The sequence below is a fragment of the Nocardiopsis trehalosi NBRC 14201 genome, from assembly GCF_001552555.1.
GTDB lineage: Bacteria > Actinomycetota > Actinomycetes > Streptosporangiales > Streptosporangiaceae > Nocardiopsis_B > Nocardiopsis_B trehalosi.
In genome coordinates, this window is sequence record NZ_BCRK01000172.1 from 1 (window position 1) to 13030 (window position 13030).

Annotated in this window: 12 protein-coding genes and 1 pseudogene; 7 read left to right on the forward strand and 6 right to left on the reverse strand. The window is 74.6% G+C overall.

From position 1 onward, the window contains the following. Nucleotides 1–196, reverse strand: a pseudogene (locus NT8_RS29555) (CAP domain-containing protein); the annotation flags it as partial. A 158-nt stretch (nt 197–354) separates the two neighbouring features. Between NT8_RS29555 and recO the strand changes: the two are divergent. From recO to NT8_RS22765, 4 genes are all read left to right on the forward strand, one after another. Further along, nucleotides 355–1086, forward strand: a complete 732-nt coding sequence (recO, locus tag NT8_RS22750; protein WP_067973392.1) for a DNA repair protein RecO — start codon at nt 355–357, stop codon at nt 1084–1086. Then, nucleotides 1083–1931: an isoprenyl transferase gene (locus NT8_RS22755; RefSeq protein ID WP_067973395.1), complete on the forward strand. Its 849-nt coding sequence runs from the start codon at nt 1083–1085 to the stop codon at nt 1929–1931. The genes recO and NT8_RS22755 overlap by 4 nt, the downstream gene beginning before the upstream one ends. Then, on the forward strand, nt 1928–2734 hold the full coding sequence (locus tag NT8_RS22760; RefSeq protein WP_067973396.1) for an SGNH/GDSL hydrolase family protein: 807 nt from the start codon (nt 1928–1930) through the stop codon (nt 2732–2734). The genes NT8_RS22755 and NT8_RS22760 overlap by 4 nt, the downstream gene beginning before the upstream one ends. Nucleotides 2735–2863: 129 nt before the next feature. Then, nucleotides 2864–3661, forward strand: a complete 798-nt coding sequence (locus NT8_RS22765) for an SGNH/GDSL hydrolase family protein (protein ID WP_067973398.1) — start codon at nt 2864–2866, stop codon at nt 3659–3661. 61 nt (nt 3662–3722) lie between these two features. Here the strand turns inward: NT8_RS22765 and NT8_RS22770 are convergent, their stop codons facing one another. The 4 genes from NT8_RS22770 to NT8_RS22785 all read right to left on the reverse strand — a co-directional run bounded on the left by NT8_RS22770 (nt 3723) and on the right by NT8_RS22785 (nt 6302). Next, nucleotides 3723–4115 carry a Fur family transcriptional regulator gene (locus NT8_RS22770; protein ID WP_067973400.1) on the reverse strand — a complete coding sequence of 131 codons (393 nt, stop codon included), beginning with the start codon at nt 4113–4115 and terminating at the stop codon, nt 3723–3725. Beyond that, nucleotides 4112–5011, reverse strand: coding sequence for a metal ABC transporter permease (locus NT8_RS22775; RefSeq protein WP_067973401.1), 900 nt, complete (start codon nt 5009–5011; stop codon nt 4112–4114). The genes NT8_RS22770 and NT8_RS22775 overlap by 4 nt, the downstream gene beginning before the upstream one ends. 24 nt (nt 5012–5035) lie before the next feature. Beyond that, a complete protein-coding gene (locus NT8_RS22780; RefSeq protein WP_067973419.1) occupies nt 5036–5818 on the reverse strand; it encodes a metal ABC transporter ATP-binding protein in 783 nt (260 codons plus the stop codon). A gap of 88 nt (nt 5819–5906) precedes the next feature. Beyond that, entirely contained in the window at nt 5907–6302 is a 396-nt protein-coding gene (locus NT8_RS22785) for a DUF6703 family protein (RefSeq protein ID WP_067973403.1), read from the reverse strand. A gap of 286 nt (nt 6303–6588) precedes the next feature. Here NT8_RS22785 and NT8_RS22790 point away from each other — a divergent pair, with 286 nt between their 5' ends. Further along, nucleotides 6589–10257: a CDP-glycerol glycerophosphotransferase family protein gene (locus NT8_RS22790; RefSeq protein ID WP_067973405.1), complete on the forward strand. Its 3669-nt coding sequence runs from the start codon at nt 6589–6591 to the stop codon at nt 10255–10257. 22 nt (nt 10258–10279) lie between these two features. Here the strand turns inward: NT8_RS22790 and NT8_RS22795 are convergent, their stop codons facing one another. Next, nucleotides 10280–11044: a copper homeostasis protein CutC gene (locus NT8_RS22795; RefSeq protein WP_245646291.1), complete on the reverse strand. Its 765-nt coding sequence runs from the start codon at nt 11042–11044 to the stop codon at nt 10280–10282. Nucleotides 11045–11150: 106 nt separating this feature from the next. On the opposite strand from NT8_RS22795, the gene NT8_RS22800 reads away from it, so the two are divergent. Then, a complete protein-coding gene (locus NT8_RS22800) occupies nt 11151–11441 on the forward strand; it encodes an antibiotic biosynthesis monooxygenase family protein (protein ID WP_067973415.1) in 291 nt (96 codons plus the stop codon). A 172-nt stretch (nt 11442–11613) separates the two neighbouring features. Continuing rightward, a complete protein-coding gene (locus NT8_RS22805; RefSeq protein WP_174549622.1) occupies nt 11614–13002 on the forward strand; it encodes a glycine--tRNA ligase in 1389 nt (462 codons plus the stop codon). Nucleotides 13003–13030: the final 28 nt, after the last annotated feature.

A 13030-nucleotide genomic window follows, 5' to 3' on the forward strand; every position in this document is an offset into this window, starting at 1 on the left:
CCGCGGCGCCGCCCGCGGGGCCGGCGGCCGCGTGCTGGCCCGCCAGCACCAGGGCGGCCGCCAGGCCGAGCCCCACCGGGACGGCGGCCAGCGCGCCCACCAAGGGGGTGCGCAGCCGGTTCCCGCGGGCGGGCGCGGCGTTCCGCCGGGGCGTGCGCGCCCCGTCCCGCTGTTTGCGTCGGCGTCCACGTGCCATGGCGCCAGGCCCCCGTTCGGTGAGGTTTGTCGGTGCTGGCGCGTGATCGTAGAGCAAAAAGAGGAAATTGGGGAGTAAGTCGCTTATATTCGCAGCCCATCGCGCGGACCCGCCGGGCGCCGTACGCTCCGGTCCGGCCCATCCGCGACAATGGGGGAGTGAGCCTCTACCGCGACGAGGGCGTCGTCCTGCGCACCAGGAAGCTGGGCGAGGCCGACCGCATCGTCACCCTGCTGACCCGCCGGACCGGCCTGGTCCGCGCCGTCGGCAAGGGGGTGCGCCGCACCAAGTCGCGGTTCGGCGCCCGCCTGGAGCCGTTCAACCACGTCGACCTGCAGCTCTACACCGGGCGCACGCTCGACGTGATCACCCAGGCCGAGACCCTCCGCGCCTACGGCGAGGACATCGTCACGGACTACCCCCGCTACACGGCGGCCACCGCGATGCTGGAGACCGCCGAGAAGATCGTCTCGGTCGAGAAGGACCCCGCTCTGCGGCAGTTCCTGCTGCTCATCGGCGCCCTGCGTACACTGGGCGAGGACGCCCACGACCCGCGGCTGGTGCTCGACGCCTACCTGCTGCGGTCGCTGGCCGTCGCCGGGTACGCCCCCGCGCTGCACGAGTGCGCGCGTTGCGGCTCCCGGGGCGAGCACCGCGCGTTCGCGGTGCACGCCGGAGGCATGGTGTGCACGGTCTGCCGCCCCCACGGCGCCACCACGCCCGCCGCGGAGTCCACCCGGCTGATGTCGGCGCTGCTCGGCGGTGACTGGCCGGCGGCCGACGCCAGCGAGTACCGCCACCGCAACGAGTGCAGCGGGCTCGTCGCCGCCTACCTCCAGTGGCACCTGGAAAACGGAATCCGATCCCTGCGCCTTGTGGAGCGTTCTTGAGCCTGTTCAACTCCCCGTCGGCCGGCACCGCCCGCGGCTACCGGCCCCCCACGCCGCACCCCACCGGTGCGCGCCCGCCGGAGCTGCCCGCCGACCTGGTGCCCCGGCACGTCGCCATCGTCATGGACGGCAACGGCCGCTGGGCCAAGGAGCGCGGGCTGCCGCGCACCGAGGGCCACAAGGCCGGCGAGCACTCCCTCTTCGACGTCGTCCAGGGCGCCCTGGAACTGGGCATCGGCACCGTGTCGGCCTACGCGTTCTCCACCGAGAACTGGAAGCGCTCGCCCGACGAGGTCCGCTTCCTCATGGGCTTCAACCGCGAGGTCATCCGGCGCCGCCGCGACGAGCTGAACGCCATGGGCGTGCGCATCCGCTGGGCCGGGCGCCGCGGCCGGCTGTGGAAGAGCGTCATCTCCGAACTGGAGTCGGCCGAGGAGATGACCCGCGACAACACCGCCCTCACCCTCCAGTTCTGCGTGAACTACGGCGGCCGCGCCGAGATCACCGACGCCGCCGCCGCGCTCGCCCGTGCCGCGGCCGAGGGCCGCATCAACCCCGACCGCGTCACCGAGGCGACGCTGGCCAAGTACCTCGACGAGCCCGACCTGCCCGACGTCGACCTGTTCGTCCGCTCCTCCGGCGAGCAGCGGTTCTCCAACTTCCTGCTCTGGCAGTCGGCCTACGCCGAATTCGTCTTCCTCGACACGCTCTGGCCCGACTTCGACCGCCGCCACCTCTGGCACGCCTGCGAGATCTACGCGCGCCGCGACCGCCGCTACGGCGGGGCCGTGCCCAACCCGGTCGAGCCGCCCCCGTCCACCGCGCCCGCGGGGAGCGGGGCATGACGGCGCTCGACCTCGGCCGCCCCTCGCTGTCCTACGCCGCGCTCGGCGACAGCTTCACCGAGGGCGTCGGCGACCCCTACCCCGACAGCGGCGACCACCCGCACGGCCACTACCGGGGGTGGGCCGACCGGTTCGCCGAGCACCTCGCCGCGGAGGTGGGCGAGGTCCGCTACGCCAACCTGGCGGTGCGCGGCAAGCTCCTCCGCCAGGTGGTGGACGACCAGCTCCCGCTCGCCCTGGAACTGGCCCCCGACCTGGTGACGCTCAGCGCGGGCGGCAACGACCTGCTCCGCCCCGGAGCCGACCCCGACCGGCTGGCGCGGGGCCTGGAGGCCGCCGTGCGCCGGCTGCGCGCCGGCGGCGCCGAGGTGGTGCTGTTCACCGGCGTCAACATGGCCGGCGGCTACATGCGCGCGCTCATCGGCGCGTTCGCCCGCTACTACCTGAACATCCGCTCCATCGCCGACCGGCACGGCTGCCACCTCGTCGACCAGTGGTCGATGGACGTGCTCACCGACGCCCGCGCCTGGGACCGCGACCGGCTGCACATGTCCGCCGAGGGGCACCGCCGGCTGGCGCTGCGGGTGGCCGAGGTCCTCGGCGTCCCCGTCGACGGGCACTGGGACGAGCCCTGGCCGCCGCTGCCGCCCGCCGACCGGCGCGCGGCGCGCCGCGAGGACGTGCGCTGGGCGCGCGAGTACCTGGTGCCGTGGGTCGGCCGCCGGCTCACCGGCCGCTCCTCGGGCGACCGGGTGACCGCCAAGCACGCGGCGCTCGACGTGGTCAAGCGCGCCGACGGCTGAGCCCCGCGGGCCCCGGCGCGCGCCGGGGCCCGGGGCGCGGCCCCCGGGGCGTGACGCCCCTTACACCTGCCCGCGGACCCCGAACCTACTGTCGCGTAACCCGGGGTCCGGGGTGCATGATCGGTGTCCATGAGCGGCTTCGACATCGGGCGGGACATCATCTCCTTCGTCGCCCTCGGCGACAGCTTCACCGAGGGCATGGACGACCCCTACCCCGACAGCGGCGACACCCCGTACGGCCGGTACCGGGGGTGGGCCGACCGGGTCGCCGAGCACCTGGCCGACAGCGTGGGCGAGGTCCGCTACGCCAACCTGGCGGTGCGCGGCCGGCTGATCGGGCGGATCGTCGACGAGCAACTGCCCCGCGCCGTCGAGCTCCGCCCCGACCTGGTCACCCTGTGCGCCGGCGGGAACGACATCCTGCGCCCCGGCGGCGACCCCGACCTGGTGGCCGGGGTCTTCGAGGACGCCGTCCGCCGGCTCACCGCCACCGGCGCCACCGTCGTCGTGTTCACCGGCATGGACACCGCGTTCCAGCCCGTCATGCGGCACCTGCGGGGCCGCATCGCCACCTACAACATGCACGTGCGGGCCATCGCCGACCGCTACGGCTGCCTGGTGGTCGACCTGTGGAGCATGGCGTTCCTGCACGACCCGCGGGCATGGAGCGGCGACCGGCTGCACCTGTCGGCCGAGGGGCACCGCCGGCTGGCCCTGCGCGTCTGCGCGGTGCTGGGCGTGCCCGCCGAGGGCGACCCCGACCAGCCGTGGCCCGCTGTGCAGCCGCGCCCCTGGCGGGCCGCCCGCCAGGAGGACCTGCACTGGGCGCGGGAGTTCCTGGTGCCGTGGATCCACCGCCGGCTCACCGGCCGGTCGTCGGGCGACGGCGTGCGGCCCAAGCGGCCCAACCTGGAGCGGCTGCGCTGAACCGCGTCCGCGCCCGGACGGCCGCGGGCCCCCGGCCGTGCCGGGGACCCGCGAGAACGTCCTAGGCGTTCGAGGCGCGCGCCGCCGCGCAGTCGGCGCAGGTGCCGAAGACCTCGACGGTGTGCGTGATCTCGGTGAACCCGTGCTGGGAGCCGACGGTCTCGGCCCAGCGCTCGACGGCGGGGCCCTCGACCTCGACCGCCTTGCCGCACGAGCGGCAGACGAGGTGGTGGTGGTGGGACTCGGTCAGGCACGCGCGGTAGACGGCCTCGCCGTCGTCGGTCCGGAGCACGTCGATCTCACCGGAGTCGCTGAGGGCCTGGAGTGCCCGGTAGACCGTGGTGAGGCCGATCTTGGAGCCCTCGGACCGCAGGTCGGCGTAGAGGTCCTGCGCGCTGCGGAAGCCGGTGCAGTCGTTGAGCGCCTGCCGGACGGCCTCGCGTCGTGTACTCATATGGAAACGCTCCCCCGCTCGCTCTGGGGCATCGTACCGACCGTAGCGCCTCGGCCGCCGCCGCGCTCCCCGCGGCGGCGGGCGCGCAGCGCCCGGACGGCGTAGCCGGCCGCCACCGCCGCCCCGAAGACGGCCAGGGCGAGCAGTACGATCGCCGACCCCGGCGCGACGTCGACGTAGTAGGCCGTGGACAGCCCGCCCAGCGCCGCGACCACGCCGATCGCCATGGCCAGCCCGATGGTCACCCGGAAGCTGCGGGCGAGCTGCTGGGCGGCGGCCACGGGGACGACCATCAGCGCGCTCACGAGCAGCACCCCCACCACCCGCATGGCGAGCACCACGGTGAGCGCCGCGGTGACGGCGATGACCAGGCTGAGGAACCGCACGGGCAGGCCGTGGGCGCGGGCGACGTCCTCGTCCTGGCAGACCACGAACAGCTCGCGGCCGAAGTAGCCGATGACGCCCAGGACCAGCACGGCCAGCCCCGCGACGACGTAGACGTCCTGCACGTCGACCGTGCTCACCGAGCCGAACAGGTAGGCGGTCAGCGTGGCGGTGCTCGCCCCCGGCGCCAGGCCGATGAGCAGCACGCCGCCGGCGATACCGCCGTAGAACAGCAGGGCCAGGGCGACGTCGCCGCTGGTGCGGGCGCGGACCCGGACCAGTTCGATGAGCACCGCGCCCGCCGCCGACACGATCAGCGCCGTGAACACCGGCGCGGTGTTGGTGAGGAAGCCCAGCGCCACCCCGGTCAGGGCGACGTGGCCGATGCCGTCGCCGAGCAGGGCGAGCCGGCGCTGCACCAGGAAGGTGCCGATGACGGGCGCCACCAGCCCCACCAGGGCGGCGGCGACCAGCGCCCGGCGCATGAAGTCGGGCTGGAGCATCTCGATCACGACGGACGACCTCGGTCGGCGGGGTTAGGGGACATCGATGTGCGGGGCCACCGGCAGCCGGGGGTCGGGGCCGGGGTGCGGGTGCTGGTGGTCGTGGCCGGGCGCCGCGCACGCGCCGGACGGCTGCGGCGCCGGGCCGTCGTGGGCGATCCGGCCGTCGGCCAGCACCACGCTGCGCCGGATCAGGGGTTCGAGCGGACCGAGCTCGTGCAGCACCAGGACCACAGTGGCGCCGCGCGCGGACAGCCGGGCGATGGTGTCGGCGAGGGCCTGCTGGCTGGCGGAGTCGACGCCGGCCATGGGCTCGTCCATGACGAAGGTGTCGGGGCGGCCCGCCAGCGCGCGGGCGATGAGCACCCGCTGCTGCTGGCCGCCGGAGAGCTCGTGCACGGAGTCGTGGGCGCGGTCGGCCAGGTCGACGGCGTCGAGCGCGTCGGTGACGGCGGCGCGGTCGGCGGCGGTGGCCCGGCGCAGCCGGCGGCGGCGCGCCACCTGGCCGGAGGCCACGATCTCGCGCACGGTGGCGGGCACGCCGCCGCCCGCGGACAGCCGCTGGGGCACGTAGCCCACGCGCTCCCACGAGCGGAACCGGCGCAGCGGGGCGCCGTGCAGCTCGACCCGGCCGGCGGTGAGCGGGGTGATGCCGAGCATCGCGCGCATGAGCGTGGACTTGCCCGACCCGTTGGGGCCGAGGATGGCCACGGTCTCGCCCGCGGGCACGTCGAAGGTCACGCCGCGCAGAACGGGCGTGCGGTCATAGGACACCGCGGCGTCGGCGACCCGGAAGGCGGGCGGTGGGCCCGGCACGTGGGGCGCGCCGCGGACGGCGCCATGGGTGGCGGCGCCGGTCAGTTCGACGGACACCCCTCAAGTGTGCCGAAAACGAAAACGATTGTCAAAACAGGCCGCTCTGCAGCAGCCCCAGCGCCAGCAGCGTCACGACGACCACCACCCGCATCGCGCGCTCGCCGCCGCGCAGCGCCGGCCAGGCCAGGAACGCCAGCCACGCGAAGAACCCCGCCAGCAGCGCCAGCAGCACCGCCCCCGCGACCCCGGCGAGCAGCAGCCCCGCGACGAACACGGCCGCCATGGCGAGCGGCAGCATCCACCGCGGCGCGTTGTGCAGCCACACCAGCGGCACCGCGCTGCGGCGCTCGACCTCGCGGCGCAGCGGCGAGGCGTCGGGCGTGGCGAAGTGGTCGCCCCGGGGAAGGGGGCGCGACGCTGCGCGGCCGGACGGCCCGCGGCCCGCGGGTCGGTTCCGGCGCGGCTTCCTGTTCCTGGTGGACACGCGGCTCCTCCGGCCTGCTGGGTGGTCGGCGGGGGCGCCCGCCCCCGCCCCAGAGCCTACGACGGCGGCCCCTCCGCCACGACCCCGCGGCGCCGGGGTGCCGGGGCCGCGCCGCCGCGCGTTATTTTTAGGGAGGGCGGGTGGACGTCCACCCGCGGTCCGCGACGCGGGTTTACCGGTCGCTTACCCACGGTGACCTAGGTTGCCCACCACGCCGCCGGACCCGCTCGGGGCCGGCCCTCTGCACCCGCTCCGCAGAAGTACAGACCGGGAGAGTTGTTTTTCCGTGCCGAAGCTCAGCGTCATCGTGACCTTCGACGTCACCGAACCCCACCTGCAGCACTGCCTGGACTCCCTGGGCCGGCAGGACCGGGACCCCGGTGGCGTCGAGGTCGTCCTCGCACCCGTGGCCCCCGCCCCCGACCTCGCGGCCCCGGACCGGACGGGCGCGGCCGCCGACGACGACGCCGAAGGGGCCGACGCCGCCGACAACGGGGACGCCGACGACACCGGCGACGACGCCGCCGACAAGGCCGACGACGACACCGAGGACGGCGAGTCCGTCGAGAGCGCCCGCGCCGAGGGCCTGGCCGCCGCCCGCAGGTTCGCCGAGGCCCCGCCCGCCGGGACCACCGCCGCCCTGCTCGACGCCGCCGCCCCCAGCCACGCCCGCGCCCGCCGCGACGGCGCGGCCGCCGCGTCCGGCGAGTACCTCGTCTTCGTCGAGGGCTCCGACGCGCTCACCGGCTACGCCCTGCGCTACCTGGCCGACTCCCTCGACGCCTCCGGCTCCGACCTCGCCACCGGCAACGTGTACCGGTTCAACGACCTCGGCGCCCGCCCCTCCGGGGCCCACCGCAAGGTGTTCACCAAGGCCCGCACCGGGGTCGACGTGCACGTCACCACCTCGCTGCTGAGCGACCGCCTCTACGGCAACAAGATGTGGCGCCGCTCCTTCTGGGCGGCCATGCCCGACACCGGGGCCGCCGACACCGACGCCGACACCGACCTCGCCGTGGTGCGCATGCTGTTCGCCGCCGCCGCGATCGACGTCCTGCCCGCGCCCGTGTACCTGGTGCGCGACCGCGAGTCCGGGGAGGACCTGAGCGACCCCGGCGCCCTCACCCGCCGGATCGGCGCGGTCGCCGAGCTTTCCGCCGCCCTCACCGGCACCGACCGCGACCTGTGGGACGGCCGCGCGCTCCGCAACGACCTCCGCACCGTCCTGCTGCGCCTGGACGACGCCGGCCCCGAGGCCCGCCGCCGCTTCTTCGACCTGGTCAACGCCTACCTCGACACCGTGAACCGGCGCGTGCTCGACGCCCTGCCGCCGCTGCACCGGCTCAACTACGTGCTGGTGCGCCGCCGCCAGGAGGACCGCCTGCTGGAGGCCATCACCTTCCAGAAGAGCGTGGAGCTGAAGAAGGCCCCGGTCGTCCGGCGCGGCCTGCACTACTTCATCCGGTACCCGTTCTTCGAGGACCCCGCCGCCGACATCCCGCGCGAGGTCTACCGGCTCGACGCCGAGCTGAAGGTGCGGCAGAAGACCGAGCGCGTCGAGTGGCGCGGCGACCGGCTCGTCGTCGGCGGCCGGGTCGGCGTGCTCAACCTGCGCGCCGGGCGCCGCTGGCAGCAGCAGCTCGTGGCGTTCGCCGTCAACACCGACACCGGGCGGCGCATCCCCGTCCCGGTCAAGGTCCTGCACGCCGCCGAGTACCGGCTGCCCGACCTGCCCGACGCCGCCCGGCACGACTACGGCGGCTTCGAGATCAGCGTCGACCCCGAGCGGCTGCGGCTGGGCGGCGAGTGGCGGGCCACCGAGTGGAAGCTGGAGCTCGTCGTCATGAACCGCGGCCTGGTGCGCCGCCGCATCGTGGCCAACCCGGTCGCCGGGCCGCCCGAGCGGCCGCCGTACCGCGAGGTCGCCGACGACGTGTGGCTACGTCCGTCCTGGAACCGCGACGGCCAGCTCTCCCTCGCCGTGGCCCCGGTGCGCGCCCGCGCCACCGACCACCGCGTCGACGGCACCGGGGCCGACCGCGTCCTGGAGCTGTCCGGGGAGTTCGTCGCGCCGCCCGCCGCCGACGCCCGCGCCCTGCGGCTGGTCCGCGCGCCCGGCACGGCGCGGCTGGAGTACCCGCTGCGCGTGTCGGGCGGGCGGTTCACCGTCCGGGTGCCGGTCGCCGACCTGCTGGCCCGCGCCGTCGACGAGGGCCCCGGCCAGCTCCGCCAGGAGCACTGGACCACCGCGCTGCTCACCCCCGACGGCACCGCCGTCCCGCTGGTCCTGCCGGACAGGGTGGAGCCCGCCGCGCACGCCGCGGGCGACGGCCACCAGGAGGTCGCGGTGCAGCGCACCAGCACCGGCCACCTGCGGCTGCGCGCCGGCTGGGCGCACCCGGTCATCCGCGAGGCCCGCTGGGAGGGCCGCGGACTCGTGCTCGGCGGCCACTACGCCGCCGCCTCCGACGTCGAGCTGGTGTTCAAGGCGCGCGGCCGCGACGAGGAGCACCCGGTCGAGCTGCGGCGCGACGGCGACCGGTTCACCGCCGTGTTCACCCCGGCCGGCATCCCCACCCTGTCCGGCACCCTGCCGCTGTCGGCGGGCGGCTACCAGCTCTGGGCCCGCGCGCACCTGGCCGGCGACGAGGTGCGCGACGTCAGCGCCGAACTCGACCCCGACCTGGTGCGCCGGCTGCCGCTGCAGATGGACACCGACGAGCGCGGCTACACCTTCGAGGACTCCGGGTCGGAGCTGCCCGTCCTGCGCGTGGGGACGGACCTGCGGCCCGAGGAGCGCGGGTCGTTCGCGCAGCGGCGGCTGCGCGAGACCGTGTACCCGGCGCTGCGCGGCGAGGAGCTGCGCGACGACATCCTCTTCGACAGCTACACCGGCCGGCAGTTCTCCGACAGCCCGCACAGCATCTACGCCGAGCTGCGCTCGCGCGGCGGCCGCTGGGCCGACCACCCGATGTCGTGGCTGGTCAAGGACGGCCAGGTCACCCTGCCGCCCGACCTCACCCGGGTCCGCCACAACGGCCGCGACTTCTACGAGGCGCTGGCGCGCTCGCGCTACCTGGTGACCAACTCGCGCCAGCCGGCCTGGTTCACCCGCCGCCCCGACCAGGTGGTGGTGCAGACCTGGCACGGCTCCATGCTCAAGCGCATCGGGTTCGACATCGAGAACATCCGCGGCAAGTCCCGCGACTACCACGAGAAGCTGGCGTGGGAGACGCGGCAGTGGGACTACCTGGTCTCGCCCAGCCCCTGGGCCACGCCCATCCTGCGCCGCGCGTTCCGCTTCGACGGCGAGATCCTGGAGACCGGCTACCCCCGCAACGACATCTTCTTCGCCCCCGACCGCGAGGCCGTCGCCGCGCGCACCCGCGCCCGCCTCGGCCTGCCCGAGGGCAAGAAGGTGGTGCTGTACGCGCCCACCTGGCGCGACGACAAGTACTACACGCGCGGCAAGCACAAGCTCGACCTGCACCTGGACCTGCGCCGGATGTACGAGGCCCTCGGCGACGACCACGTGCTGCTGGTGCGCCGGCACCCGCGGGTGGTCGACAGCGTGCCGATCGTCGGCCGCGACTTCGTCTACGACGTGTCGCTGTACCCGGAGATCATGGAGCTGTTCCTGATCACCGACGTCCTCGTCACCGACTACTCGTCGATGATGTTCGACTTCGCCAACACCGGGCGCCCGATGCTGTTCTTCACCTACGACATCGAGAGCTACCGCGACAACCTGCGCGGGTTCTACTTCGACTTCGAGGAGACCGCGCCGGGCCCGCTGCTGCTGGAGTCCGACGACGTCATCGGCGCCCTGCGCGGCATCGAGGGCGTCGCCGAGGACTACGCCCCCCGGTACAAGGCGTTCACCGACCAGTTCTGCCCGCTCGACGACGGCCACGCCGCGGCCCGCGTGGTCGACCGCGTGTTCGGCACCGACTGAGCCGGGCCGGTCGGCGCGCCCGCTAGGGCCGGGCGCGGCGGGCCGCCCCCGCGCGCCCGGCCGCCATGATCGCGGCGATGCGGACCGGGTCGTTCACCCGGCGCTCGTCCTCGGGCGGCACGGCGGTCCCGCCCATCCGCACCCGCGGGTTGCGGTGGACGGCGGGGCCGGGCACCGCCGCCATGCCGGAGAAGTGCAGTTCCTCCACCCCGGTGGCGGCCACCAGGTCGGCCGCGTCCTCCGCCCGGACGCCGCCCCCGGCCATCACCGCCACGCGCCCCGCCGAGCGCCGGACCAGGTCGGCGATGAGCGGGGCGCCGTCGATGGCGGCGGCCTCCTGCCCGGACGTCAGCACCCGGGCCACGCCGAGGCCGGCGAGGTCCTCCAGCGCCGCGCGCGGGTCGGCCGCCACGTCGAACGCGCGGTGGAAGGTCACGGGCAGCCCGCCGGCGGCGGCGACCAGCCGCCGCACGAGGGGCCGGTCGACCGCGCCCTCGGGGGTGAGGGCCCCGACCACCACGCCGTGGACGCCGGCGGCGGCGAACGCGCGCACGTCGTGCTCCATCGCGGCGGCCTCGTACCGGTCGTAGACGAAGTCGCCGCCGCGCGGCCGGACGATCGGGAACACCCGGGTGGCCGACAGCGCGCCGAGGACGGCGGCCACGGTGCCGAGGCTGGGCGTGAGCCCGCCGTCGACCAGCGCCGCCACCAGCTCCACCCGCGCGGCCCCGGCGCGCTCGGCGACGAGCGCCCCGGCGGCGCCCTCCACGACGACCTCGAACTCCACCCGTCCACCCCTTCCCGCGGCCGCCGACCAGTCAACCACGGGGCCGCCCGGGCGGCCCCGTGCGGGCGCGGACGGCGGGGGAGCGGCGGGGTGAGAGGATGGCCCGGTGATCGTCATCACCCGCTACACCGTGCCCGCCGCCGAGGCCGACGACTTCGTGGCCCGCGCCGCCGTCGCGGTGCGCGCGCTGGGCGCCCGCCCCGGGTTCCGCGACTCCTGGGTGGCGCGCGCCGCCGACGACCCCGAGCTGTGGACGGTGGTCACCACCTGGGACGGCCCCGGCTTCTACCGGCGGGCGCTGTCGAACTACGACGTGAAGGTGGCCGCCGTGCCGCTGCTGTCGCTGGCCCGCGACGAGCCGTCGGCCTACGAGGTGGTCGACACCCCGGGCGGCTGACCCCGCGCCCCGCCCCCCCCGAGTCGGCCGGAAAACCGGGTGCGGACGGGCGGGCGCGCGCGTAACGTCGTCGGTGCACGTCACCGCGCCGCGTTCCCCTAGGCTGGGAACCGCAAACCGTGCATCGCGAAGAGCGATCCGCCGACCGCCAGCCGGATGGAGAGTCAACACCATGGCCGTCACGTCAGAGGCAATGGACACCCTGGTCAACTTGGCCAAGCGGCGGGGTCTGGTCTACCCGTCCAGTGAGATCTACGGGGGTCTGCGCGCCTCTTGGGACTACGGCCCGCTGGGTGTGGAGCTGAAGAGCAACGTCAAGCGCCAGTGGTGGCGCTCGATGGTGCAGGAGCGCGAGGACATCGTCGGCCTCGACTCCAGCGTCATCCTGGCGCGCGAGGTCTGGGAGGCGTCGGGCCACGTCAAGGCGTTCGTCGACCCGCTCACCGAGTGCCAGTCGTGCCACAAGCGCTTCCGCGCCGACCACCTGGTCGAGGGCTACGCCGAGAAGCACGGCCGCGAGCCCGCCAACGGGCTGGCCGACATCGCCTGCCCCAACTGCGGCGCCAAGTCGTCGTTCACCGAGCCGCGCATGTTCAACGGCCTGCTCCGCACCTACCTCGGCCCGGTGCAGGACGAGAGCGGCCTGGCGTTCCTGCGCCCCGAGACCGCGCAGGGCATCTTCATCAACTACATGAACGTGCAGCAGAGCGCGCGGCGGAAGGTCCCGTTCGGCATCGGCCAGATCGGCAAGTCCTTCCGCAACGAGATCACCCCGGGCAACTTCATCTTCCGCACCCGCGAGTTCGAGCAGATGGAGATGGAGTTCTTCGTCAAGCCGGGCGACGACGAGCAGTGGCACCAGTACTGGATCGACACCCGCTTCCAGTGGTACGTCGACCTCGGTATCGCGAAGGACAACCTGCGGCTGTACGAGCACCCGCAGGAGAAGCTGTCGCACTACTCCAAGCGCACCGTCGACATCGAGTACCGGTTCAACTTCGCCGGTTCGGAGTGGGGCGAGCTGGAGGGCGTCGCCAACCGCACCGACTACGACCTGCGCACCCACTCCGAGGCGTCCGGCACCGACCTGTCGTTCTTCGACCAGGAGAACAACGAGCGCTACATCCCCTACGTCATCGAGCCGGCGGCGGGCGTCGACCGCGCCCTGCTGACCTTCATGCTCGACGCCTACAGCGAGGACGAGGCCCCCAACTCCAAGGGGAAGATGGAGAAGCGCGCGGTCATGCGCCTCGACCCGCGGCTGTCGCCGGTGAAGGCCGCGGTGCTGCCGCTGTCGCGCAACGCCGACCTGTCGCCCAAGGCGCGCGACCTCGCGGCGCGGCTGCGCAAGCGGTGGAACGTGGAGTTCGACGACGCGGGGGCGATCGGCCGCCGCTACCGCCGCCAGGACGAGATCGGCACGCCGTTCTGCGTCACCGTCGACTTCGACACCCTTGAGGACGACGCCGTGACCGTCCGCGAGCGCGACACCATGTCGCAGGAGCGCGTGTCGCTGGACCAGGTCGAGACCTACCTGGTCGAGCGCCTGCCCGGCTGCTGACCGGCCCCGGACCGCGACGGCGGCCGCC